This window comes from Actinacidiphila sp. bgisy160 (assembly GCF_057707815.1).
In genome coordinates this window covers 1-25,080 of record NZ_JBYIQW010000057.1, presented here as the reverse complement: position 1 = coordinate 25,080, position 25,080 = coordinate 1, and the positions used below count along the sequence as shown (strand labels likewise).

Annotated in this window: 16 protein-coding genes and 4 pseudogenes; 11 read left to right on the top strand and 9 right to left on the bottom strand. The window is 70.4% G+C overall.

Features of this window, described 5'->3' with window-relative positions; genetic code table 11:
• Positions 1-65: 65 nt before the first annotated feature.
• On the bottom strand, positions 66-3,794 hold the full coding sequence (locus AC3EUJ_RS30995; protein WP_431967211.1) for a S8 family serine peptidase: 3,729 nt from the start codon (positions 3,792-3,794) through the stop codon (positions 66-68).
• 184 nt (positions 3,795-3,978) lie between these two features.
• Between AC3EUJ_RS30995 and AC3EUJ_RS30990 the strand changes: the two genes are divergently transcribed.
• A complete protein-coding gene (locus AC3EUJ_RS30990) occupies positions 3,979-4,713 on the top strand; it encodes an SOS response-associated peptidase (protein WP_431967209.1) in 735 nt (244 codons plus the stop codon).
• A gap of 323 nt (positions 4,714-5,036) precedes the next feature.
• Positions 5,037-7,432 (top strand): annotated as a pseudogene (locus tag AC3EUJ_RS30985) (N-acetylmuramoyl-L-alanine amidase); the annotation flags it as partial.
• A 146-nt stretch (positions 7,433-7,578) separates the two neighbouring features.
• Here AC3EUJ_RS30985 and AC3EUJ_RS30980 read toward each other — a convergent pair.
• Positions 7,579-8,172 carry a helix-turn-helix domain-containing protein gene (locus tag AC3EUJ_RS30980; RefSeq protein WP_431967207.1) on the bottom strand — a complete coding sequence of 198 codons (594 nt, stop codon included), beginning with the start codon at positions 8,170-8,172 and terminating at the stop codon, positions 7,579-7,581.
• A gap of 132 nt (positions 8,173-8,304) precedes the next feature.
• Between AC3EUJ_RS30980 and AC3EUJ_RS30975 the strand changes: the two genes are divergently transcribed.
• Complete coding sequence (locus tag AC3EUJ_RS30975; RefSeq protein ID WP_431967205.1) at positions 8,305-9,333, top strand: alpha/beta fold hydrolase; 1,029 nt, start codon at positions 8,305-8,307, stop codon at positions 9,331-9,333.
• Between the two features lie 60 nt (positions 9,334-9,393).
• A pseudogene (locus tag AC3EUJ_RS30970) lies at positions 9,394-9,657 on the top strand (SAM-dependent methyltransferase); the annotation flags it as partial.
• Positions 9,658-9,809: 152 nt separating this feature from the next.
• On the opposite strand, the gene AC3EUJ_RS30965 reads toward AC3EUJ_RS30970, so the two are convergent.
• The 4 genes from AC3EUJ_RS30965 to AC3EUJ_RS30950 all read right to left on the bottom strand — a co-directional run bounded on the left by AC3EUJ_RS30965 (position 9,810) and on the right by AC3EUJ_RS30950 (position 14,517).
• A complete protein-coding gene (locus tag AC3EUJ_RS30965) occupies positions 9,810-11,111 on the bottom strand; it encodes an amidohydrolase family protein (protein ID WP_431967203.1) in 1,302 nt (433 codons plus the stop codon).
• Between the two features lie 147 nt (positions 11,112-11,258).
• Positions 11,259-12,455, bottom strand: coding sequence for a serine hydrolase domain-containing protein (locus tag AC3EUJ_RS30960; RefSeq protein ID WP_431967201.1), 1,197 nt, complete (start codon positions 12,453-12,455; stop codon positions 11,259-11,261).
• Positions 12,456-12,529: 74 nt separating this feature from the next.
• Positions 12,530-13,297 (bottom strand): response regulator, encoded by a 768-nt coding sequence (locus tag AC3EUJ_RS30955; RefSeq protein ID WP_431967199.1) that lies wholly within the window; start codon positions 13,295-13,297, stop codon positions 12,530-12,532.
• Complete coding sequence (locus tag AC3EUJ_RS30950; RefSeq protein ID WP_431967197.1) at positions 13,294-14,517, bottom strand: sensor histidine kinase; 1,224 nt, start codon at positions 14,515-14,517, stop codon at positions 13,294-13,296. The genes AC3EUJ_RS30955 and AC3EUJ_RS30950 overlap by 4 nt, the downstream gene beginning before the upstream one ends.
• 376 nt (positions 14,518-14,893) lie before the next feature.
• On the opposite strand from AC3EUJ_RS30950, the pseudogene AC3EUJ_RS30945 reads away from it, so the two are divergent.
• Positions 14,894-15,517 (top strand): annotated as a pseudogene (locus AC3EUJ_RS30945) (MFS transporter); the annotation flags it as partial.
• Positions 15,518-15,825: 308 nt separating this feature from the next.
• Here AC3EUJ_RS30945 and AC3EUJ_RS30940 read toward each other — a convergent pair.
• Positions 15,826-16,941, bottom strand: a complete 1,116-nt coding sequence (locus AC3EUJ_RS30940; RefSeq protein WP_431967195.1) for an alpha/beta fold hydrolase — start codon at positions 16,939-16,941, stop codon at positions 15,826-15,828.
• A gap of 469 nt (positions 16,942-17,410) precedes the next feature.
• Here AC3EUJ_RS30940 and AC3EUJ_RS30935 point away from each other — a divergent pair, with 469 nt between their 5' ends.
• Positions 17,411-18,397 carry a nitrilase-related carbon-nitrogen hydrolase gene (locus AC3EUJ_RS30935; protein WP_431967193.1) on the top strand — a complete coding sequence of 329 codons (987 nt, stop codon included), beginning with the start codon at positions 17,411-17,413 and terminating at the stop codon, positions 18,395-18,397.
• Positions 18,398-18,573: 176 nt separating this feature from the next.
• Positions 18,574-18,816 (top strand): acyl carrier protein, encoded by a 243-nt coding sequence (locus tag AC3EUJ_RS30930; RefSeq protein ID WP_089228957.1) that lies wholly within the window; start codon positions 18,574-18,576, stop codon positions 18,814-18,816.
• Between the two features lie 432 nt (positions 18,817-19,248).
• Here the strand turns inward: AC3EUJ_RS30930 and AC3EUJ_RS30925 are convergent, their stop codons facing one another.
• Entirely contained in the window at positions 19,249-19,749 is a 501-nt protein-coding gene (locus AC3EUJ_RS30925) for an SPW repeat protein (protein WP_431967191.1), read from the bottom strand.
• Between the two features lie 1,192 nt (positions 19,750-20,941).
• Positions 20,942-21,514, bottom strand: a complete 573-nt coding sequence (locus AC3EUJ_RS30920) for a dihydrofolate reductase family protein (protein WP_431967189.1) — start codon at positions 21,512-21,514, stop codon at positions 20,942-20,944.
• Positions 21,515-22,133: 619 nt separating this feature from the next.
• Between AC3EUJ_RS30920 and AC3EUJ_RS30915 the strand changes: the two genes are divergently transcribed.
• From AC3EUJ_RS30915 to AC3EUJ_RS30900, 4 genes and pseudogenes are all read left to right on the top strand, one after another.
• Positions 22,134-22,508, top strand: a complete 375-nt coding sequence (locus AC3EUJ_RS30915; RefSeq protein ID WP_431967252.1) for a VOC family protein — start codon at positions 22,134-22,136, stop codon at positions 22,506-22,508.
• Positions 22,509-23,149: 641 nt separating this feature from the next.
• A complete protein-coding gene (locus tag AC3EUJ_RS30910; RefSeq protein WP_431967187.1) occupies positions 23,150-23,590 on the top strand; it encodes a CBS domain-containing protein in 441 nt (146 codons plus the stop codon).
• Positions 23,591-23,910: 320 nt separating this feature from the next.
• Positions 23,911-24,203 (top strand): annotated as a pseudogene (locus AC3EUJ_RS30905) (zinc-binding dehydrogenase); the annotation flags it as partial.
• Between the two features lie 351 nt (positions 24,204-24,554).
• Positions 24,555-25,080, top strand: a 526-nt coding sequence (locus AC3EUJ_RS30900) for a cupin domain-containing protein (RefSeq protein ID WP_431967185.1), incomplete at its 3' end; no start/stop codon positions are given.

Here is a 25,080-nt window from a genome sequence, read left to right as displayed (position 1 = left end):
TGCTGGGAGCAGGTGCGACGGGGAAGGCCCCGGGGAGTCCTCTCCCCGGGGCCCGACACTGCGGCTCATCGCAGGCCGTACGCCCGGATGATCTCGTTCTTGACGCCGAAGCCGCCGTCCGTCTCGGCGCTCGCGCGGATCGAGAGGAAACCGCCGGGTTTCTTCGCCGTGCGGAACGAACCCGTCCAGTAGCCGTCAGTGCCCTTGGTCAGGTTCACCTTCCGCCAGGTGGCGCCGTCGTCGTAGGACACGTCCAGCCGCACCGCGGTGACGTTGCCGGGCACTGTGCCGGAGTCCATCGACACCGGCTTGAGCGCGATCCGCCGGTTTGCATGGGCCTCGACGTCGCCGTGCAGGTCCGTCTCCGTCTTGTACTCCAGGTTCAGGACGGGGAACCGCTCGAAGAAGTCCGAGTCGACGGTGTCGGACATGAAGGTCCACTCGGTGTGGGTGCGTGTCGACAGGCGGAAGACGTCGGCGGGCCGCTCCGCGTCGAGGACGGCGCGGTAGGGCAGGTTGCCCGCCGGCACCTCCACCCACTGCATGTCCGTACTGCGCGGGTTCTCGTGGATCAGCGTATCGCCCTGGAAGATCCGCAGGCGGGTCGGCGTCTCCCCCCACGGCAGGTAGCCGCCGAGCCGCATGTTGTCGCTGGAGGAGGCCCATGCCTGCACGTTCCACGTCATGTAGTTCTGCCAGCGGGAGTTGTACACGCCGAAGGACTCGCCCTGGCCGGGCCTGGCCACCGGAGCGAACCAGTCCAGGCGGGTGGTGCTGCCCTTTGCGTAGGTGTTGTCGCCCGACACCATCGCCCACGGCAGGTTTCCGTCGACGCCCTGGGTGTGGAACTCCCGCCAGACCTGGCCCGGGGTCACCCATTCGGTCCGGGTGCCGGGATGCCACTCGAGCTCGGGGAGGTTGAACGACGGGTTGAGGGTGAAGTCGGACCGGTAGCCCTCCGCGGAACCGCCGCCCGTGGCCGCGTAGTAGCGGGCGTCGATCCGGGCGAGATCGGCCTTGGCCGGCTTGTAGACCAGGGCCCGGTCCGGCACCCGGCCGGGGTAGTCCCGGGTCAGGTCGTAGACGAACGGTGTGTACCGGGTCTGCTTCACCGTCAGCCTGACGTGGCCGGCCTTGGCCAGTGACACGAGGGTCCTGCCCGCGTCGCGGTGCACGGTGGCGACCGGAATGGGGCACTCGCCGACGTCCTCCACCAGGCCGCCCGCACCGTCGTTGACCACGATCAGCGCCTTCGCCCCGGCAGCGGCCGCGGCCGCGGCGCGCTCGTCGGACGCGACTTCGTCACTGCGCTCGACGACGGCCACCTTGCCCTCGGCGCCGGCCTTGGCGTAGTCGGCTGCCGCGCCCTTGCCCGCGTAGACCGCGGTCAGCCGGTCCGTGCCGGTGCCCAGGGTGCTGCCGGCCTGCACCAGCGTGTCGAAGCGGAGGCGGCCGCCCATCGCGCTCAGGCCGAGCAGCGGCTCGCCCTTGCGCCAGCGGGTGACCATCGTGAACTCGCCCTGCGTCATTGGCTTCGTGGGGGCGATGTAGACGTCGTCGTACGTCTGCGGCAGTACATAGGCCTGGCGGTAGTCCATGAACGCGTCGAAGCCGGTGTAGTGGACGTTGAAGTCGACCTTGCGCTGGCGGTCCTCGGTGCGCTGCGGCGCCTCGGTCCGCAGCAGGTGTGCCTTGCTCGCGTCCAGGACCACGTCCGCGGAGGCGTCCTTGAGCACGGTCTCCGGGGCGACCAGCACGGCCAGGCCCGAGCGGTCCGGCTTCTCGCCGGGCACGGGGAGGTGCGCCGCGACGGTGTACAGGCCGGGTGCCATGCGCATGGTGGTCGAGCCGTCCACGTAGACCGACCACGGCCAGAGGTCGCCGGCCAGGTTGATCGCGACCCAGCCGGCGGCGGGCTTGCCGTCCCGCCCGACCAGTTCGATGTTCAGGTCGTAGCGCTCGTCCTCCTTCAGCAGTGCGAGGGAGGTGCGGGTCACCGGCTGCCCGGTGGTCGCGTCGGTGCCCGTCACGTAGCCGACGTGGCGTCCGGCCGGGGCGGTTCGCGGGTCACCGGTCACCGGGACGGCTGCGGTACCGCCCGCCGGGACGGTCACCGTGGTGACGCCCAGTGTGAACGGGCCGTCGGCGTCGGTGAGCGCCAGATTCAGCGTGACGTCGGCGGTACCGGTGTTGGCGAAGGTCAGGTCCTTCGTGACGGCGACGTCGCTCGGCTCGTGCGGCCATGTGTGGTTGCCGAAGAAGAGCGATCCAGTGCCGCGAACCGTTGCCCGGACGGCGGCGGCGACGTCGACACGACCGGTGCCGACCTCGTACGGCGAGTACTGGTCGGCCAGGCCTTTCGCGGTGCTCATCAGGTGTTCCTTGAGCTGCGAGCCGGTCCAGTCCGGGTGTCGCTGGGCCAGGACGGCCGCCGCGCCGGCCACGTGCGGGGTGGCCATCGAAGTGCCGCTGAGGGTGCGGTAGAGGCCCTCACCGCCGTCGGTCATCCTCTGCGAGCGGGCCGCGGTGATGTCCACGCCGGGCGCCGCGATGTCCGGCTTCATGCCGCCGGAGTGGGCCAGCGGGCCGGTGCTGGAGAAGTCCGCGAGCTGGTCCTGCTTGTCGGTGGCGGCCACGGTCAGCGCCGAGCCAGCTGCCCCCGGGGCGGATATGCTCTCCGGCCCCGCGTTGCCGGCGGCGATGACGAACAGCGTGCCGTATTGCGCGGAGAGCGCGTCGACCATCTGCGACATCGGGTCGCTGCCGTCCGTCGCGTACGAGTCGCCGAGGCTCATGTTGACGACGGCCGCGCCGGATTCGGCGGCCCATTGCATGCCGGCCATGACCCAGGAGTCCTGGCCGTAGCCCTCCTCGCCACCGAGCACCTTGCCGACGATCAGGTCGGCTCCCGGGGCGACGCCCTTGTAGTCGCCGTCGGAGGCGGCGCCCGATCCGACGATCGTGCCGGCCACGTGCGTGCCATGTCCGTTGACGTCGGTGACGGTCTCACCCGGCACGAAGCTGGCCGCGTCGTCGACCCTGCCGGCCAGGTCGGGGTGGCCGACGTCGATGCCGGTATCGAGCACCGCGACCTTGACGCCCTTGCCGGTGAACCCGGCCGCCCAGGCCTCGGGCGCGCCGATCAGCGGCACGCTCTCCTTGAGTTCGGTCTTCACACGGCCGTCGAGCCAGAGCTTCGACACTCCCGCGCCCAACCTCGTGCCGCCCCGCGGGGCGAGGCTGGTCCAGAAGGCGCGGGTCTGCCGCTTCTCGGTGCTGAGCGCGGCACCGCGGATGCCCCTGAGCCTGCGCGTCAGCTTGCTGCCGCGGGGAGCCGTCGGCTCGGTGGCGGCGCGGGACTTCGCCTGGTCGTATGTCGCGATGAGCGGTACGGCCTTGGACTTCGTGTCGTCGTAGCCCATTGCGATGAGGTCGGTGACGTTGAACAGCCGCCGGTCCAGCTTCCCGGCGCCCAGCAGCGGCATGACCTCGTCCGGAACGACGAACAGGTCACCCCTGATCTTCCGGAGCTGCACGCCCCCGACGGCACCGTCCGGCCGGTCGACGTCGGCGGTCTGCTTGCCGTCGGCCATCGTGGTCACCGTGACGACGTCACCGGTGACCAGGGTGACCCTGTGGGTCGCCGAGGGCCCGGCGGGGATGGGTGGTTGGTTGGGAGCGGCTTGTGCGGGCACCTGCAGTGCGGTGAGACCCGTGGCCAGTAGCGGCACCGCCATGGCGGCCCAGAGCAGTCGCCGGCGCCGGAGGACGGAAAGTGGTGAGGGGGAGAACATGCCATGGATCTATAGGCCCGCGACGGCGGGGTGAAGGCCTGCCGACGACAAGTTATTGCCATGGCAATGACTTGCCTGCACGCGGGATGGGCGGGCCCCTTGCCGTGGTCCCGCCGGAAGCCGACCCGCCTGGCGCGGCGGAACCACCACCGCTGCCGGAGCGCGACGTGGCAGGCTGGTGGGCATGTGCGGCCGCTATGTCTCGACCCGACGTCCCGAGGACCTGGTGCAGCAGTTCCGGGTCACCGAGTGGAACCCTGAAACCCTTGTGGCACCCAACTGGAACGTTGCCCCCACGAACAGCGTGTGGTCGGTCGTGGAGGGCGTCGACCGGGAGACCGGCGCACTGGAGCGGCAACTGCGACCGCTGCAGTGGGGCCTGGTCCCGTCCTGGGCCAAGGATCCGGCGATCGGCGCCAAGATGATCAATGCCCGGATGGAGACGGTCCACGAGAAGCCCGCCTACCGCCGCGCCTTCTCCAAGCGTCGCTGTCTACTGCCGGCCGACGGCTTCTACGAGTGGGTCGCCGTCCCGGCCACCGAGGACAGGAAGGCGTACAAGCAGCCCTACTTCATCAGTCCGGAGGGCAGTGACGAGGGCATGGCCTTCGCGGGCCTGTACGAGTGGTGGCGGAACAAGGATGTCGCCGGCGACGACGACCCGGGCGCCTGGCTGGCCACGTGCACGATCATCACCACCGACGCCACCGACGCCGCCGGGCGGGTCCACCCCCGCATGCCGCTGACCATCGCGTCCGCCGACTACGACGCCTGGCTCGACCCCGAACACCAGGACCCCGACGAACTCCGCGCCCTCCTGACCGCGCCGGCCGACGGCCACCTGGCCGCCCGCCCCGTGAGCACGGCGGTCAACAGCGTTCGCAACAACGGACCCCACCTGCTGGACGCCCCAGCCTGACGAGGCCGCGCCGCTCCCCCGGGAGGAGGCGTGTCGTGCCGGCCGTCATGGCGTTCGTTCCGGCGAGTTCCTGGCGGTCGACTCGCCAATCGGTCACACGATGCGCCCGGGGGGGCTGCCTCCTTCGGGCCAGTTCCGGTCGCATGACCCGCGGCAGCACCGGGGGCGTTGGGCAACCACGACAGTGTCATTGAATTGCCGAGTGGGCATCCGTCCCTCGTTCCGACCGCCGAAAGGCGGCCACACATCTTGCCTCACGCCCGGCAATGCGCCCGCAGCCCGTCGCAACCGCACTGTTGATCCTGGCCCTTCCAGACAGTGTGATACGTTCATCCGGCATCGAGCACGAGGGGTACGCCGCGCACGGCGCCCAGTGGTACACCGAGGCGCAGTACCAAGCGACGGCCGACCCAGTGCGGTACTTGGCCGAGTGGTACGACATTCCGCTGAACCGTCAGCACGTCACGGCCATGGCAACGTTATGGCGCCGGCCGAAGCCGGGAGCGGCCGGCTGGACGTCGCGGCGGCAGCACGGGCCGGGGTCTTCGCGTCGGCGACCGCCTACGCGGCCCAGTACAAGGGCGGCGCCCTCCAGCGCCCGGTGACCTACACCAACGTCACCGACGCGCCGGTCGCGCTCACGCTGTCCGTCGACGCGGCGCACGCCCCGTCCGGGATGTTCCGCCTGTCGGCCTCCCACGTGGTCGTCCCCGCGCACGGCAGCGCCGACGTCACGGTGACCATCGACGGCTCCGACGGCACCGCCAAGAACCACTACTCGGGCCAGTTGCTCGCGACGGACGAGTCCGGCCAGGCCGTGGCGCACACCGCCGTCTCCCTCGGCTTCGCGACGATGCACAAGCTGACCCTGACGTTCAAGGACTTCGAGGGCAATCCCACGTCCGGCGAGGTCCAGATACTCAGGGCGGGCGACAAGAACCCCTTCGTGATTCCGGTCGGCCCCTCCGGCACCGAGGAGATCTTCCTGCCCGACGACGTGTACTCGGCGCTCTCCTACCAGGAGGTCCAGGGCGTCCACGGTCCCCATTCCAGGGGTCTGGCCTTGCTCGGCGACCCTGACGTGCTCCTGGACCGTGACACCACCGTCACGTTCGACGCGTCCAAGGCCGAGCGCATCGGCATGAGCACCCCGCAGCGCAGCGACGTGACGTTCCAGAAGCTGGGCTACAACCGTGTCATGAACGGCGTCAGGTCGGGTCTGTCCGCGGACAGTGTGTACTACGACAGCATCTGGGCGCAGCCGACCACACACGAGGTCACGCACGGGGACTTCCAGCTGACCGCCCGTTGGCGCGGCGAGAAGCCGGCGCTCGCGGTCTCCACCGGCACGACCGAGTACCCGGGCATCCTGCGTCAGGAGGGCATCACGCCGCTGGCCAGGGGCACCTACAAGTTGCCGCTGGTCTTCGCCGGCCAGGGTTCGGGGGCGGACTACGCCCAACTCGACGCACGCGGCAAGGCCGTGGTCGTCCGCCACAACGACGACGTCAGCGACATCGACCAGGCGGCCAACGCGATCGCCGCGGGCGCGAGACTCATGCTGGTCGTGGAGAACGGCTACGGCCGCCCGCTGCGCTCCTACGCGCCGCTGGGCCGGCGTCCGGTCGCGCTTGACGTCGGCCTGCTCGGTACCGAGGAGGGCGAGAAGCTGATCCGGCAGGTCAAGGACGGCGAGGCCAGGATCACCGTGGACTCCGAGACCGCGAGCCCGTACGTGTACGACCTCGCGCACGTCTGGCACAACGAGATCCCGTCGAAGATGACGGTCAAGGGCGACACGAAGAACCTGGCCAGGATCGACGTCACCTTCGCGAGCCCGAAGCCGGACGCTCCCGGCGGCGAGTTCCGCTTCGAATGGCTCGACGGCGTCGACTGGACCGCCGGTCCCGTCATGCCGGAGCCCTCGCACGGGAAGCGCACCGACTGGGTGTCCACCACCGGTGTCCGCTGGCACCAGGAGGCGTTCGCCGAGTCCATCGGGTTCGAGGAGGGAGCCAGGACCGCCTACCGGGCCGGCAGCAGGCAGTCCGAGGAATGGTTCAAGCCGATCCAACGGCCCTTCCTGAACGACACCTTCTTCAACAACCTCCCGCCCACCCGCAACGGCGACCGTCTGTACGTCGACATCCCGGCCTGGGGCAGCCGCGACCACGTCGGGTGGAACCAGGACCCGGCCGGCACCCAGCAGCAGACCCTGTACCAAGGCACCACCCAGTTGGGCCAGGGGAACTTCACCAACGTCTGGGGTGACGCGCCGAGCGCCGGCAGGCTGCCGTACAGGCTGGTCGTCACCAGTGAGCGCGACGTGGCCTACACTCCGTACTCCTCGCGCACGCGTACCGAGTGGGACTTCACGTCGGAGGCGCCGACCGACGCCGCCACCGTGGTGCTGCCGCTGGTGCAGCTCGACTACGCAATCGCCACGGACGCGGCGGGACGCGCGGGGCGGCACGACACCCTGTCCGTCACCGCCGCCCACCTGTCGCGCGCCGGCCTCGCCGGCGAGCTCGGCGCGGTCGGCCTTGAGCTGTCCTACGACGACGGCCGGACCTGGCACAAGGCCGCCTGCGGCAGCGACGGGCGGTTCCGCCTGGACGCCCCTGACAAGGCGTCCTTCGTGTCGCTGCGGGCGAGCGCCAAGGACTCGGCGGGCAACGCGGTGCACCAGACGGTGATCCGGGCCTTCGGCCTGCGCTGAGGCGCGGCCGTTCACGGCAGCCGCAACGGGTGCGGCCGGTCCGTCCGCGGTGGAACGACCACCGCGGACGGACCGCGCACACGTCCGTCACCGCCGCCCACCTGTCGCGCGCCGGCCTCGCCGGCGAGCTCGGCGCAGTCGTGGCGCTATGTGGCGGTCGGCTGCACGCGGGGCCGCAGGCGTTCACCTTGGGGCCCGTACATGATCAGGTATTCGACTGGTGCGCCGAGGCCGGCGTTGGCGACTCCATGAGGGGTGCGCGTGTCGAACTCGGCGACCTCTCCGGCGGTCAGGACGAGGTCATGGTCGCCGAGTGCCAGCCACAGCCGCCCGGACAGCACGCAGAGCCATTCGTATCCTTCGTGCGACGCCTGGCGCGGCCGTGGGGGCAGGTCGTCGATGGCCGGCAGGACGTGCTTGTGCGCGTGCAGCCCCCCGACATAGCGGGTCAGTGGCAGTACCGCCTTGTCGTCCGCCGCACGCGGCACCGGGCGGGACGGAGCAGGTGCCGGGGCCCGCGCGGTGCCCGCCAGCGCGTCCAGGGGGACGCCGTACACCTTCGCAAGGCGCAGCAACAGTTCCAGATTCGGTTTGCGCAGGCCCTTCTCGACCCGTGACAGCGTGCTGGAGGCGATCCCGGTGGCCCGGCCGACCTCGGAGAGGGTGTGTCCACGTTGCTCGCGCGCGGCGCGCAGGCGCGGCCCCATGGCGGCCAGGACCGCGGCGACGTCGTCCGCCATTCCGCTTCACCTCTCTCGCTGATCGCCCCTGACCTGCCATTTTGCCAGTTTGTCAACGCGGCTCGCATCCCCGCCCGGCCGCAGCGCATGATCGACGGGTACCGAGGTCCATGGGGAACCCGAGGGGAAGCCATGCATCAGCCCACGCCGTCCGGCGAACCGCGCCACCACACCGTCGACGCGCCTGCCGGACGGCTGCACCTGGTCGAGCAGGGCAGCGGGCCGCTGGTCCTGCTCGTCCACGGCTTCCCCGAGTCCTGGTACTCCTGGCGCCACCAACTCCCGGCGCTGGCAGCGGCGGGATACCGGGCGGTGGCACCGGACGTGCGCGGCTACGGCCGCTCCTCCAAGCCGACGGAGACCAGCGAGTACCGCATGCGCGCCCTGGTGGAGGACAACGTCGCCCTGGTGCACGCCCTGGGCGAGGAGAAAGCGGTAATCATCGGGCACGACTGGGGCTCGAACATCGCCGCCACGTCCGCCCTGCTGCACCCCGAGGTCTTCCGCGCCGTGGGCCTGCTCAGCGTCCCCTACGCCCCGCCCGGCGGGCCGCGCCCCAGCGACGTCTTCGCGCGGATGGGCGGAGACCAGGAGTTCTACGTCTCCTACTTCCAGCAGCCGGGCCGTGCCGAGGCCGAGATCGAGCCCGACGTCCGGGGCTGGCTCGCGGGCTTCTACGCCGCCCTGTCCGCCGACACCATGCCGGCCCAGGGACAGCCCGACCCGCACTTCGTCAGCGGCGGCGGAACCCTGCGCGACCGCTTCCCCACCGACCGGCTCCCGTCCTGGCTCACCGAGGCCGACCTCGACCACTACGCAGGGGAGTTCGAGCGCACCGGCCTCACGGGAGCACTCAACCGCTACCGGAACATGGACCGCGACTGGGAGGACCTCGCCGAGTTCCACGGATCCCCGTTGACCCAGCCGTCCCTTTTCATCGGCGGCACCCTGGACGCCTCCACCACCTGGTTGTCCGACGCGATCGACGCCTACCCGGCCACCCTGCCCGGCCTGGTCTCCTCGCACCTCCTGGACGGCTGCGGCCACTGGATCCAGCAGGAACGGCCCCAAGAGGTCAACAACCTGCTGATCACCTGGCTCGCGGCACTGCCTCAGCCGGCACAGAGCCGGATCGTTGCGGCCGCGCCTTCGCCTGCCTGAGGTCCGGGGGCGGAGCCGCCCGTCAACAGCGCGTCAGCCGGCCGTCGCGCGGGCACCGGGAGCCGTCGCGGCAGTCGGACGGGGCTGACGCTGGGCTCGCGCGGCGTGCTCGAGCGCTTCGGCGCGGACGCCGCACCGGGATCAGCGGCGTCCATGTGGGTCTCGGAGATGCCCGACGACCCGGTGGGCTGGCTGGCCGGGCACGGCTGGGAGGCCGACAGCCATACCCTTCGCGAGCGCGCTGCCGCCTACGGCCGCCCGATCAGCACCCCGCCGCAGCGCGAGGAGCGGCCCGGCGGGGTCATCTCGGCGGTCCGCCGGTAGAGCGCTTCCGGTTCGGCGGTGAACGATACGGTCCCTCGCCCGCCGCCCGGGATGCCCCTCAAGACGCCGGGGCCCGCCAGGGACTGTGCCTCGGCGTGGGAGCTTCGGGAGAGGAAGCCGCTTCGCCGGCCGTTGCCTTGCTCGGCCCCGTTTCAGCCGGCCTTGTCCGGGTCGAAGCCGTACCGGCGTTCGCGGACCGCAGCCACGGCCTTGGCGACCCGGGCGTCGAAGGCGTCAAGCTCTTCCGCCTCGGCCATGTCGGGAACGAAAACACGCCGGTCGCATGGGACGCCCGCTCGCCAGATCCGTTCGATGGCCCGGGTCGCGGTGATGTCGGTCAACGGGTCGCCGGACACGAGCACGAGGTCCGCGCGCCGGCCGGCTGCGACGAGACCGCGGTCGGCGAGCAAAAACACTCGTGCCGGAGCCGCGGTCGCGGCGTTCAGCGCCTGTGCGGGCGTGATGCCGCAGCGACCGAGCAGTTCCAGCTCCCGGTGGAGACTCGCCCCGAACGCCGTTCCCGGGCTGGGGGCGTCGGTGCCGGCCAGGATCGTGACGCCCGCGTCGACCAGACGACAGGCATTCTTCTCGGCACGGGCATAGGGCGGCAATCGCTGCCCACGCCGCCCTGGTGCACCGGAGGCCAGCCGCCGCACCTGTGCGTCCCCGAGTTTTCCGACCAGTCGCGGGTCTGCGACCACGGCGGCCCCGCCCGGTTCGCCCAAAAGGTTCTCGAGGGTTGCCAGCGTCGGGCCGACCGCGATCCCGGCCTCGGCCACCCGCTCGGCCAGGGCTCTGTCCAGTTCGCCGTCCACGGGCACATGCGCGATGACGTCGACGCCCGCAGACACGACCTGGCGCATCCCGGCCACGGAATTGACGTGCGCGACGACCACGAGCCCGCGACCATGGGCAGCCTGGGTCAGCGCGGCGATCGTCTCCAGATCCAACGACGGCGTCGCCCACGGACCCGCTGCGCCCGAGGGTCCGAAGATCTTCACATAGTCCGAGCCTTCGGCGACCCGTTCCGCGACGAACTGCTCGGCCTGTTCGGGGCCGGTCAAGGTCGGGAACGGGTCGTACATCATCGAAGGATGCCCGCCCGGCGCAGTGGCGCCGATCCCCGCAGAACGCACATCGGCCACGTCCGACCGGGCGCCGGCCTGTTCCTTGGCCACGGCCATCGCGCCGGCCTGGCTGAACATGTCCAGTGCCGTGGTCACACCGAAGGTGAGCCCCTGCGCCAGGGCGCCGGGCACGAGGTGGATGTGCGAGTCGATCAGCCCCGGCAGGATGGTGCCGCCTTCCGCGTCGATCACCACGTCGCCGCCTCGGGCAGTGGGACCGGTGGCGCAGTCGGTGATGATGCCGTCGGCGAACCGGACCGACGTCCAGTCCCGCAGCCGGGTGCCGTCAAAGACTTTTGCGTTGACGATCGCCGTTGCCTTGGGCACGAGGCCCCTCCCGAACGAATACACTTGATGGTCAGGGGCGGGACGGTACAACGTCACGCGAGGTCAGGCCAATGCGCGCCTCCCGGCCGGGGAGGGGCTCCCCGTCCATGGCGCCAGGGGTCGCACCCGCGCGCGGCACCGGCGACTTCACGTGGACGGGGCCCCGAACGTGGCCACGATCAGGGCCATTTCCGTGGAGTTCATGGTCCCGCCCTTCGCGTCCGTGGCACCGACGTTCATCACCATCGTGCGGGACAGGTCGCGGGTGGCGGCGATCACGCTGGTGTAGCCGTACCGGCTGCCCGTCTTGCCCCAGACCTCGCGGCCGCCGAGATCGATCCTGGACAGCCCCGCGCTGTAGGAGGCCGGGGCGCCCGAGCCGTACTCGCGCACCGACGCCCCGGGCAGGGTGAACATCTCCTCCAGTTGCGTACGGGGCACCACGCGACCGGTGAACAGCGCCCGCAGGAACCGTTCCAAGTCGGCGGTGGTGGAGATGATGTCGCCCGCCGCGTAGCCCTCCGTCTGGCCCCATATCGTCACGTCGCGGAGTTCGGTCGTGCCATCGGGGCGCGGAAAGGCCTGGTATCCGTGGTTATGGGGGCCCTTGATGCGCGGGTCGGTGCCGGGGTAGGAGGTGTTCTGAAGCCGCAGCGGCCTCAGGACGCGCCGGCTGACCTCCTCGGCGTAGGCATGGCCGGTGATTTTCTCGATCAGCAGTCCGAGCACGGTGTAGTTGATGTTGAGGTAGTGCTGCTGGGTGCCGGGCGCGAACTCGGGTGTCTTCGCGGTCGCGTTCCCGACCATGTTCTCGGGCCGGTAGACATCGAACCGGTGGGCGTAGGCCTCCTCGACGGTGTCGCCCGGCATGTCGGCCGCCGGGATGCCGCTCGTGTGGTTGAGCAACTGCCGTACGGTGACGGCCCCGTACTCCGCGGGTATCAGTGCCGGCAGGTAGTGACGTGCGGGCGCGCCCAGGTCCACCTTTCGCTCGGCGGCGAGCTGGAGAACGACCGCTGCCGTGAACACTTTGGTCACCGAGCCGGCCCGGAAGCGGGCCTGTGGATCGGCCGGGCGTCCGCTGTCCAGGTCGTGCACGCCCGCGCTGCCGCGCCAGGTGCCGTCTGTGCCGCCGACACGTACGAGCGCGGCGGTGGTGTCGGAGTCGGGCAGGGAGCCGAGCGCCGCGCACAACGCCTCGGTGTCGAGCCCGCCCGGGTGTGCGGCGCAGCTGTACGAGGACGGCGACGGGGGCGCGGTGGCCACCGCCGCCTGGGCCGTGGGGAGGGCCACGGTACTCAGGGCGAGGAGCGCGGCAAGGGCGGTACGGGTCCGGGCGTTCATCTCTTATCTCCTGACGACGGGAAACGGCGCGAGCCGTTGCCTGCCATCCTGTTGGATCACAGCCCCCGAGTGGATCACCCGCGCGAGCGGTCTTGGTGCGGAGGCCGGCTCGCCCGTGCGGGGGAGGAGGCGGGCCCGCCTCCCCCAGGCGAGGGATCGCGTGACGGCAGTCCGGCTGCGGCCGGTGCCCCCGTGGTCACGAGTCCGGTCTCGTACGCGCAGATGACGGCCTGGATGCGATCCCTGAGCCCCAGCTTCGCCAGCACGTTGCCGACATGGGTCTTCACGGTGTGCTCGCTGACTGTCAGCGCCGCCGCGATCTCGGCGTTGGACAGTCCCCGGGCGAGATGCAGCAGGGTCTCGCGTTCGCGGGCGGTCAGCACGTCGAGCAGATCCGGCACCGGCGCCCGGGCCGGGCCGGGCCGGCGCCTGTATTCCTCGACCAGTCGGCGCGCGACCGAGGGGGCGAGCAGGGAATCGCCCTCGGCCACCACCCGCACCGCGTGGACCAGGTCGTCGCGCCTGACGTCCTTGAGGAGAAAGCCGCTCGCCCCCGCGTGCAGCGCCTCGTACACGTACTCGTCGGAGTCGAAGGTGGTGAGCATGATCGTTCGGCAGTCGGTCGCCGTACTGATGGCCCGGCACGCCTCGATCCCGTCCGTGTCCGGCATTCTGACGTCGAGGAGCGCCACGTCCGCGCCGTGGAGCCGCGCGGCCTCGGCCGCCTCGGCGCCGTCAGCCGCCTCGGCCACCACCTCGATGCCGGGTTGGGCGTCGAGGATCATGGCGAAGCCGCTGCGCACCAGTTCCTGGTCGTCGGCCACCACCACCCGAATGGTCACCCGTCCACCTCCATGAAGTCATCAGCCAGCGGAAGCCGCACTCTCACCCGGAATCCCCTGCCGTCCGGGCCGGGGCCCGTCTCGGCGGTCCCGCCGTGCGCCGCGGCCCGCTCGTGCAGCCCGATCAGTCCGTGCCCCGTGCACCCGCCCGGCCGGCTGCCGGTGCCGACCGCGGCCCCCCTGCCGTTGTCGGTGACCGTGACCTCCACGGTCTCGACGCCCAGTTCCACGCGCACACTCGCGGATTCCGCGGACGCGTGCCTGACCACGTTGGTCAGCGACTCCTGCACGATCCGGTAGACGGTCGCCTCGGTGGCCGGCGGCAAGGACCCCGGAAGGCCCACGGCCACGTAATCGACGGCGAGGCCGCCCGAGGCCACCTGTTCCACGAGCAGCGGAAGATCGGCCAGAGCGGGCAGGGGTTTGCGGAGCGCGGGTTCGGGGGCCTTCATTTCCTGCCTGAGCACTCCGAGCATCCTGCGCAGCTGTGCCATCGCGTCACGCCCCGTCTCGGAGATGGCCTCGAACGCCGCCTCGGCACGCTCCGGCGCCGTACGGACCGTGACGGGGCCGGCCTCCGCCTGCACCACCATCAAGCTCACCGCGTGCGAGAGGATGTCGTGCATCTCCCGTGCGATCCGGGCCCGTTCAGCCGCCGCCGCCTGCTCTCCCTCGATGCGGTTCGCCCGTTCCAGCTGGGTTGCCCGGTCCTCCAGGGCAGCCGTGTAGGCCTTCCGGGTGTGCGTGAGGCGGCCGAACCCGTACGCCGCGCCGAAGAGGAACAACGAGAACAACAGCTCCCTGGCCTCACCGGAGTTGAGCGCCACCGACGGGAAGATCAGCGCCAGCGTCCCCGCGCCCACGGGGATGCGCCACCTGGCCGGGGTCAGCTCGGCGACGGTGTAGAGCGCCACCAGAGCGTTGTACGGCAGGGGCTGCCCCGGCCCGTCGAGCGTGAACCGGTAGAGCATTTGCGCGGCAAGGACCGCGGCGAGCACGGTCACAGGCGCCCGGCGACGCCACAGCAGGGGCACCACACCGAGCGTCGTGAGACCGTACGACGCCCAGGTGGCGGGCGGCAGTGACGGCGCGCGCGGCACGACGAACGGAATGGTCTCGGCTGCCAGCACGAGCAGCATCAGCCCCGCGTCCACCGTCCAGGAGTTGGTGAGCGGCTGACGGAAACGGGAGGCGAAGCGCCTCAGGTGGTCGGCCGGCATCAGGGTTTTCTGGCGACCAGGCCGAACTGCGCCACCTCCGGACCCTGTTCGGCCTGTCGGTCGGGACGCCGCCGCTCACCGCTCGCCGTGCCCTCGCTCAACTCTGCCAATCCGCACCCCCTGCACCGTGAGTCTCGCTCCTGACCTTGCCAGGCTCCGGCCCGGTACGTCGACTCTGCCCGGTGCCGATCGCGGGTGGGCAGTCATCTCCCCGCCCTTGAACTCGCGAAGGAGCTCGGCTCCCATGGCTCGGGCGGCTCTTCCCGGGGCATCAGCGGGAAAGGCCGATGCGCCGGGAGATCATGGGCCTCGGCTTGGCCGGAGTAGGCACCCGCGGCGGAATACTTCTCCAGCCGGTCGGCGGCGGTGCCGCTCCACTGTGCTCGCCCACCTTGCAGCGGCCGCCTTGGCCTGGTCGGTCCACGTGCACGCGGATCCAGCGCAGGCCGCCCCGGACACGGACCGCGACGCACCCCGGATGCTCGCGCTGCTTGCCGCCGATGTGGTCCACGTCCTCTGCCTCGACGTCCCCGAGATCGCCCTCCCTCTGGTCCTGGTGACGCGGCTCCAGGTGTCCCCGGTGGGGCCGGCAGCCGTCTTCGTGGCCAAAACGGTCCTCATGTCCCGCTTTGCCCGGCGGACCGTGCCGGCACTCTCCGGCGTGGTGCCGGCCGCGTCCTGCCTCGGTTTCCTCGCGGCCACCTCACTGGGACACGGCTGGGGTATCCCGGCCATCGCCGCGGTATCCGTGATCTGCACGATCGGCGAGATCATCTAGACAGGCAGCGCCACCGCGCTCGTCACCGCACTCGCCCCGGCCCATGCCCTCGGACGCGCCCTCGCCCGCTTCCAGCTCTCCACGGGCTTCGCCCTCGCCCTCTCCCCGGCGGTCGTCACCACGCTCGCACCACACGGCCCGGCCGCCCTCCGGGGTGGCCTGGCCGCCGCGACGCTCCTGTCCGCCTCCGCTGTTGCCACCGAGAAGGGAGGAGGAACGCGGCAGCGCAGGATCCGGCTCGGATGGCCCGTCGCCGCCGACGAGCGCCGCGACGGGACCGGACGGCCACACCGTGAGGGAGGACGTTGTGAGGCTTCGCGGGCCCGGTCCCGGCGTCCGAGCCGATGGCGACATTGGCGCCGTGCTTGTGCAGGTTGCCGTAGACGTCCAGGACGGATGGCACGCGTTCCGGCACTGCCGTCTTGCGTGCCTTCGGAGCCAGGCGCGGCCCGGCAGGAGGCGGAACACCCCTGGGGCCGGTGTGCCGGCCAAGGGATCCGGTACCGGCGGTCCAGGTCGCCCTTACGGCGCTACCGGCGGCTCCTCGCCGCGGCGGTGGCGCGGTAGGGGGCGAGGAACGTGGTGAGCGCCGCCAGCAGTTCCTGCGGGGCCTCCTCGGCAACCCAGTGGCCGCTGCCCGGGATGACCAGGGACTGCACGTCGTCGGCCGCGAGCCTCATGGTGGTCGCCACACCCTCTCCGACGCTTCGCGCTCCACCGATCGCGAGGACGGGGATGGTCAGGTGTCGCTTCACACGGTCGGCGTTCTGCGTGAACGTGGTGTCGAGGGCGCGGTACCAGCCGAAGCTGCCGCTCAGGGCGTGACGGTGGGAGGTGAGGGATTCGATGTAGTACCGGATGGCGTGGTCGGGCAGCTTTCGCGCGGCCTTGGTGTCGAGCTGCCAGCCGAAGTAGACGTCTTCCCGGCCCGCGACCAGGAGTTCGTTGACGTCGTCGAGCCGGTTGAAGGGGAAGTGCCAGAGCATGTTGTTGGCCTGGGCCGGGCCGAGCAGCGGCGGTGAGGGCGTCACGCCGGGAATGACGGCTTCCGCGACGGCGAGACGGTCGACGCGGTGAGGGTGGTCGGCTGCGAGCGCGTAGCCGATCGGCATGCCGGTGTCATGGCCGACGACCGCGAACCGCTCGTGACCGAGGGCGTCCATCAGCGCGGCCAGATCCGCCGCGAGGGTGGCGGTGTCGTAACCGTCGCGGGGCTTGTCGGTCAGCCCGATGCCACGCTGGTCCACGGCGATGACCGTGTGGTTCCGCGCCAGCGCCGGCATGACCATGCGCCAGGCGTACCAGTTCTGCGGCCAGCCGTGTATCAGGAGCAGGGGCGGCCCGTCGCCGCCGACGACGGCGTGCTGACGTATGCCACCGGCCTGGATGAGCCGGCTGGTGAACGTCCGACGAAACCCTGCGGGCAGCCCGGGGACACCGGACACGGAGCCGAAGCCCTTCGGCATCTGCCCGGGAGCGGCCGTGGCGGGCGGAGCGGAGAGACCGGTGAGCGCCAGACCCGCAGCGACGGCTGCCGCGCCGCCGACGAAAGCGCGGCGGGAAACCGGGCGCCGCGCCTGGGCCGGGTGCGATGACGGCATGCCGGGACGGTCCTGGCCGGGCGGTTCGACAGGGGAGGTGTTCATGCTCGGTTCCTTTCGCAATGTTGATCAAACGGCGCAGCGGTGCCGGGCGCCTGGAGGCGAGGCGTGCGCGAACTGGTGGATTCGCGGGTTCGCGGGGCCTGGAGACGGGGTGCGACCCGTGGCCGATGCCATGAGGTTGCGCCTACGTGAGCCACCTTGCAGCAATAAGAGCATATGCTCCTACTTTGGGAAGGGCAACGCGGTGCGCTCTGGATCATCCTGGAGGAAGGCCCCGGCGCCGCACGGCACGAAAGGCGCGCCTCCCCTTTACCCTTCCACAATAGGAGCATATGCTCTTAAATGAGAGACGGCACGCCGAGGCCACCCGAAGAGAGCGGTCAGCGCGCAACTCAGCACCTTCCCCGGCTCCACGCCCCCTGAGGCCAGTCCCCGTGCCTGCCGAGCTCCGCCTCCGATCATCGCAACCGCCGATGGATCGCCGACCCCGCATCGCGAGAAGGAACACATCATGACCCTTGTGAAGGCAGCAGCCGTCCAGATCAGCCCCGTGCTCTACAGCCGTGCGGGCACGCTCGCCAAGGTGGCGGAGAAGATCCGGGAGCTGGGACAGAAGGGTGTCCGGTTCGCGGTCTTCCCGGAGACCGTTGTCCCTTACTACCCCTACTTCTCCTTCGTGCAGCCGCCCTACATCATGGCCAAGGAGCACCTGCGGCTGATGGAGGAGGCGGTGACCGTGCCCTCCGCCGACACCGCCGCGATCGGCACGGCGGCCCGCGAAGCCGGCGTGGTCGTCTCGATCGGTGTCAACGAGCGTGATGGTGGCTCCCTTTACAACACACAACTGCTGTTCGACGCCGACGGCACGCTGCTCCAGCGCCGCCGCAAGATCACGCCGACGTACCACGAGCGCATGGTCTGGGGCCAGGGCGACGGCTCCGGGCTGCGTGCCGTGGACAGCGCCGTCGGTCGCGTCGGCCAGCTCGCCTGCTGGGAGCACTACCAGCCGCTCGCCCGCTACGCCCTGATCGCCGACGGTGAGCAGATCCACGCCGCCATGTTCCCCGGCGCGTTCGGGGGTCCGCAGTTCGCCGGGCAGATGGAGGTCGCCATCCGCCAGCACGCCCTTGAATCAGCCGCCTTCGTGGTCAACGCCACCGCCTGGCTCGACGCCGACCAGCAGGCCCAGCTCGCGGCGGACACCGGCGCCCCGGCCGGCGTGTTCTCCCAAGGGTTCTTCACCGCCATCGTCGACCCCGAAGGCGGCATCATCGGCGAGCCGCTCACCTCCGGTGAGGGAGAGGTGATCGCCGACCTGGACCTCACGCTGATCGACCGGCGCAAGCGCCTGATGGACGCCCGGGGACACTACAGCCGTCCTGAATTCCTCAATCTGCAGATCGACCGCACACCCACCGCCCCGCTGCTCGACCGCAGCACCCAAACGCCGGTCCAGCCCGTCCACATGCCCGACGACGGCCTGCACTCCGAAGCCTGAGGCCATGCCGCGTCAGGAGGCGTTGCCCCTGGGGGGCACACCTCCTGCCCGGCGCCACGGTACGTCGGGACCGGCCGGCCTCGAGGTGTCACACGCGCGCAAGCCCAGGAATCGGACCGTTTGTGTGGTTTTCACGTGGGCAGGCGTGGGGTGCCCTCACGAAACGGAGGAGAACCATGGCGACAGGTGAGACAGGATTCAAGGACGTCGCTTACGACCTGGTGTCGGTCCAGTACCACTCATTGAAGGCTGGACATGACTACGGGCAGTACGTCCGGGACGCGAAGAACGCCGGGGAAACCGAGATCGCGGACTTCTTCCAGGACGTGATGCGGGAGGACTCCGAGCGCGCCGCTCGCTGCCACGACTTCCTGACGGAACTGGCGGAGAAGGGCGACATCGGACCGGCCGCGTCCTGACCGACCCCCTCACGCACCTCTGCAGCCGAGGACGGGCCCCTGCGACGTCGCGGGGGCCGACCCCGGTGACCATCCCCGGCTCACGAGCCGCCGCCCGGGCGGACAACCCCTACGTCTGAACCCCGGCTGGAGCGCCGCGCTCGCCGCGCCAGGAGCAAGAACCGGGTGGCGATGCCGGCCGGAAAGCCCAAGCAGGACAGCGCCCCCCGCGGGATGCGTGGTCAGCTCATCGCACCCAGCCGGGCGAGCCGCTTGATGGGCGGACCTCGGGCGGCCCCGCCGTGGACAGGGCGGTGAACGCCGGCGGGGCCGCGCGAGGCGCCCGCCCGGTCCTCACCACGTAACCGGACGGGCTGCTGTGGGGCTTACGGGCTGCGCTCCGCGTGGGCGGGTCGGGAGGCGGAGGAGCCTGGTCGGGGCACGTGCTCCTGATCACCGTCCCGGGCCGCCTGTCTGCGGGGAGCTGCGGAAGCCGCCTCCGCGGTTTGCGGTCATGCCCTGGCTTCGGTCGAGGCGGCTGCCGGGACGCATCGACGCCGCGGCAAGCGCGAGCATGAGGCCGATCACGCCGACGATCACGTTGTTGGCGATGGTGCGGGTTGTGCTGACGTCGCCGGCGACGCACCAGGGCGAGATGATCACCCAGAGCGCGATGATGGCGGATGCCCAGGCCTTGGAATGGGTGCGGTCGAAGCCTCGCCCGACGCCACCCATGAACAGCGCGTAGGCAATGCCCGCGATGAGTGTGCTGACCGTGATCGACGACAGGCCGTTGAAACCCACGATCCACGGTGAAGCGGCCAGGTACGTGCCGGTGACCAAGCCCATGGCTTCCGTCGCCTGGCCCCGGTTGGTAGCGGTCGCCCGCTCGTACTCGTCCCGAAGTTCCAGCAGATCAGGATGCTGCTCGATACCAGGTCGCGTATGAGTCATCCAGACCATCTCCCGTCAGACATTTGCCTGGTAGCGGCTACCCGCGGTCGTCGAACGGCCGCGATCGGGGCCGAGTGGGGAGGGGCCCCGATCAAGGGCGCCGATCACCGAGGGGCGAGGGCCCTTCGGGGAGCCACCGTACGGGCAGGGTTGCGGCGCTCCACGAGGTCGCCTTACCGCTCGTGAGTCGCCGAAACCCGCGTGGCTGTGATCCTCATGTCGCGTCCGACTCCGGCGGCGCGACGATACCCACGCGCAGCGGACCAGGCCGTCGAGCCGGCCGACGAGCATGCTGCTGTCGAGCCCGCCCACGCTGGGGCCCGGGCCTTGTGGAAATCGCACCCGGTCGGGCGGACACTTGCGGCGGCTCCTCCAGTCAGCGAAGGACGCAGACGGGGCGGCAGTCGTCGAAGGTGCGCCCGCTTTCGGCACTCGCCGAGGTTCCCCACCGCGCCGCCCGCTGCGGTGGGAACCTCTTGGGCCGACCCAGAGCTGCGAGCCGTGCTGGAGCACGCCCCCGCTTGGGCGACGTAGGCAGACGCGGGGGCCGCAGGACAGGATGCGGGGGAAGCCTGGTGGGAGCACGCTGGACAACGCGAGTCGGGTGGTCGTCCCACCGGCGACGAGCGGTGGCCGACGCGCGGGAGGGCTCTGGGAGTGGCCCTCCGGTGATCCTGCGGCGCGTCGGCCGCGAGAGCGGCAGGACCAGGAATACGCTCACACCGTTGTCTACGGCCACCTCTGCGGACACGGCCCAAGGGCCTCGCTGGCGACGCGGGGCCCTTCTTCATACGGTGGGCGGTGCCGCTCGAGGTCCGGCGATGACGGGGCGCTGTGACCGGGCGGCATTCCCAACGGCGCACGGCGGGCCACCGCTACGGCGACAGCACCTTCGGCACATGCCGGCGAGCAGCGGACCCACGCCGGACCCACCAGCGCGGGCTGCCGGAGTGAGGCCGACGCGCGCGCTGACACGACGGGCGGCCTCGTGGCGGACCTGCCGCGGCCGAGGTACGTGCGAAGAGAGCGAATTGCACTTCGGGTCGTGGAGCTCACGCGGCAGGAGATCGTCCGAGACCTCGCGACGGACGTTCACCGGCGTGAGTCCGCGGATGCTCCGCCGCCAACGAGATCGAGGTGCGTCAGCGGCGGTCGGGACGAGCAGCAACCCCGGGAGTCTGCACCGCGAGCGTCAGCGGACGACGTCAAAGACGTTCTTCTGCAGGCCGTTCGCGTAGACCTCGTGCTCGACCAGCTTCAGCTTCTGCGTGTCCTTGTCCGTCGCGCTGAACAGGCGCTTGCCCGCACCGAGCAGCAGCGGGAAGACCAGCAGGTGGTAGCGGTCGATCAGACCCGCGTCCGAGAGGCTCTGGTTCAGGGACGCGCTGCCGTGGACGATGATCGGCCCGCCCTCGGTCCGCTTCAGAGCCGCGACCTCGTCGAGCGAGCGCAGGATCGTGGTTTCGCCCCAGTTCGACACCAAGTCGTCTTCGGCAAGAGCGGTCGAGACGACGTACTTCGGCATGGTCTTGTACTCGGCGAACTCCACCATGTCCGGCCACACGGGGCTGAACGCCTCGTAGCTGACCCGGCCCATCAGGATCGCGGCCGCCTCGCTCTGCTCGCGCCCCTTGATCTCGTATGCCTCGGGCACGAACTCGACGTCCTTGAAGGTCCAACCGGAGTTCCGGTAACCGGGTTCGCCACCCGGGGCCTCCATGACTCCGTCGAGGGAAATGAAGGCGGTGCTGATCAGAGTGCGCATCACGGCTCCTTGGTCTCTCATGTCGGGTGTTCGATCGCTTGGTGCCCATTCAGCCACCCTCGGGCGGCAGTTCGCCACAGGCCGGGTCGACTTCTCAACCTCGATCCCGGTGTGTTCCCAGGATCCAACCGACAAAAAATTTTGTCAAGGCAAATCGAGTTGTCGGTTTGCCTCGACCGGGACACGTCTCGCAACGCCTCGTTACCGCGCCGGGCCCGGTGCGCCAGCCGACACGAGCTCTGATCGCGGTTCCCGGCGTCAGGATGGCTCCCGCTTCGTCCGCGTCCTCTGTGTCGGCACGCTGCTGGAGGACGTCAGTACTCTCCGTGTCGGTACGTGTCCAGGCCACGCAGACCTCCTCCGTGGGGGTCAGCGGAAGGCGCCCGGGTCGAGCCGGCACGCAGCCGATCACTGACCCGTTGTCGCAGCCGGCCAGATCACATAGGGTCCCCCACGTGAACACCGGAACGGCGCAGAGCCACGCACGGATTGGCCACCCGGTGGACGGCTGACCGCACCCTGGGTGCGGAAAAGGCACCCGACTTCGGCACGCGGACCTCCCAGTGCTCCCGCACCACGAGTCCCGTTTTCCGTGCCGAACGACAGCGAGGCCAGCCACATGCCAGTCACGTTCAATCACACCATCATCGCCGCCAAGGACCGAAACGACTCGGCTCGTTTCTTCCGCGAGCTGCTGGAACTTCCCGAAGCACCCTCCTGGGGCCCGTTCACCAACATCCAGCTCACCGACGGCGTACTGCTTCAGTTCGCCGAACCGCCGGTGGAGATCCAGATGCAGCATTACGCGTTCCTGATCGACGACGAGCTGTTCGACCGCGCGTACCAGCGGCTGTGCGATCGCGGCATCGAGCACTGGGCCGATCCGCAGATGCGGCGTTCAGGCGAGATCAACTACGAACACGGCGGTCGAGGAGTGTACTTCAAGGATCCCGCCGGTCACGCGATCGAGCTGATCACCCGCCCGTACCTGTAACCGTCGCTGTGCCTGGCCGGGCACCTGGAACACGGCGGCCGGCCAGGCAACCACCGTGCCCGGACTCTCATCCGGGCTCGGCAGCACGTCCAGGAAGCGATTGGGCCGCCCCGGAGAGGGTGGCCTGCGGACGGTTCAGCGGCCCACTCCGGCTCCGCGAAGTCGTCACCGCAGTTCCTCATGAACTCGTCGTGGAGCACTCGCGTCCAGACGGCGAACGGCGACTACACCCTGTCACCGGACGTCAGAGATCCGTCCACGGGTGGACACGGAAGTAAGCGTAGAGGCAGGCCCTTTCAGAGCCCTTCGCCAGGCACACGTCGAGGGTGCGACCAGGGATGCCGAGGGCTGCCGCATCCGGTACCGCTGACGGCCTGACGTCGCCGGGGATGTCCTGCAGATGCGAGCCGGGTGGGCGAAGCCGATGCTGGAAACAGGGGGTGCCTTCCCACGGCGCACCCTTCCCATGAACGACAGGTCGCAGCGGGGGCCCGGGCGCCCACGCCAGGGAGTACGAAACGATCGACGAGATGCCTCCGGGCAGGCCCACGTGCATCCGCTGCCGCAATGGACCCGACTGCCGTGACCGCAGGCACCTTCGGCCTGGAGCCCGCGCCGGCTGGGCGGGCGAAGGAGAGACAATGACGGGCAACACTCAGCTCACGGCCAGGGACATCATGTCCGGCGGTGTCCAGTGCGTCGGCGCGCATCAGTCGCTTCGGCAAGCGGCAAGGATGATGCGCGACCTGAACGTCGGATGCCTGCCCATTTGCGGGGACGACAACAGGCTCACGGGTATGATCACCGATCGCGACATCGTCGTCCAGTGCGACGCGGAGGGCATCGACCCCGCAACGGTACAAGCGGGAACTCTTGCCGGTGACCTGCAATGGATCGACGCGGACGCCGGTGCCGACGAGGCACTGCACGTGATGGAGCAGCATCAGATCAAGCGCCTGCCCGTGATCGACACGAAGCAGGGTCACCAACTGGTCGGCATGATCAGTGAGGCCGACCTCGCACGCAATCTGACGGATACTCAGATAGCGGAGTTCGTGACCCGGGTGTACGTCAGCACCTGACCGGGTGGGCCTGGGCCGCGGACGGGGCGGCCGTCTTCCTGAGCTCTGACGTCCATGCCGGCCGGGCAGGCCTGCACGCCCGTCGCGATGAGCGCCACGCCGCATCGGGGCGGATGCTTCGGGGGCGTGTCACCTGCCTCGGCGGTTCGCGCGTCGGCGCGTGGACGGCGCCGCCCACGGTCAGGCGCGGGCCGCCGCGGATGCCAGTCGTGCCGATGGCGGTAGCGGCGCGAGGTGATGGCAGGCCTCGAGCGCCTGGATCACCAGGCTCGCAAAGCGGCGGGGCCATGACCTGGCGGGATCGTTGGTGCCTTGCGTCCTTCGACAGACTGAACCCGAACGGTCGGGTGGTGGCCGTGGGTGCTGTCGCGGGCCGGCCGCCCGCGGACTTCGGCACGAAGATCATGGCGGCGTTCCGGAAGTCGCTGTCCTTCGCCGCCTTCAGCGCGGCTGCCCCCCAGGCCGACCTGCGTGCCGTACGCAGCGAGCAGTTCCCGCAGCCGGTGAGATCGCAACGGTGGCACATGAGGTGCTGCCGCTGGACCAAGCCCTGCCGGCGCACCAGAAGATGGCCACGGGTGAGGTCTTCGGCAGGCTCGTGCTGACGCCGTAGCCGGCGGCCGCGGACCGCCTCGCTCTCCTGAGCCGTCCGGAATCACGGGCGTGCCCCTCCCGGCCGCGTACGGTGGACGAGGAATCCACACGGGGGGCCGAGGCCCCTGACGTCCTTGGCCGAGCCGGTGACGTTCCGCACGACATCCGGCACCGTCTGCGGTTACCCCCCAGGGCCGCGTTGCGGGTGTCCCGCGGTCTCCGGTTCGCGTTGCTGCGGATATCCCACAGTTCCCACCCAGTGGCAGCCATCGGTCGACATGCGGATTTTACGGTGGATTCAGAAAGGGCTGCCGGAAAACGCCGGCCAGACGTGCCAGGCGAGCCCAGGCAGCCCGTTCCGGAGGGCATCGTGATCGAAGCATTCTGCACAGACATCCAACCACCCGCCGAGAGGGCCGAGTACTGGGGGGACGCCGTGCGCAGGGCGTTCACCCGGCTGGAGATCCGCACCCAGGGTGCGGCAGGGCTCCACGGGGAGATCCGCCGGGCGTGCGTGGCCGGCGTCCAGGTCGGCTCCCTCGAAGCGAGCCCGCAGCAACTGGCGCGCACTGCGCCCCTCATCGCCGCCGACGGCGACGCCTCACTGCTCGTGAGCCTGCAGCACACCGGCGGCAGCATCGCGGTCCAGGACGGCCGGGAGACACTGGTGGCCGCCGGCCAGCTCGTCATCCTCGACAGCCGAAGGCCCTACGCCCTGGCCTTCACCGGCCCGGTGCGACAGCACCTGGCCACGGTCCCGCGGCAGATGCTGGACCTCCCCGACTCGCTCCTGCGCCAGGCCACCGGCCGCACGTACTCCCGCCGCGGGATCGGCGGGATCCTGGCGTCCTATGTGAACAGTCTCGTCACCGTGACGGACCACTGCGTCTGCGCGA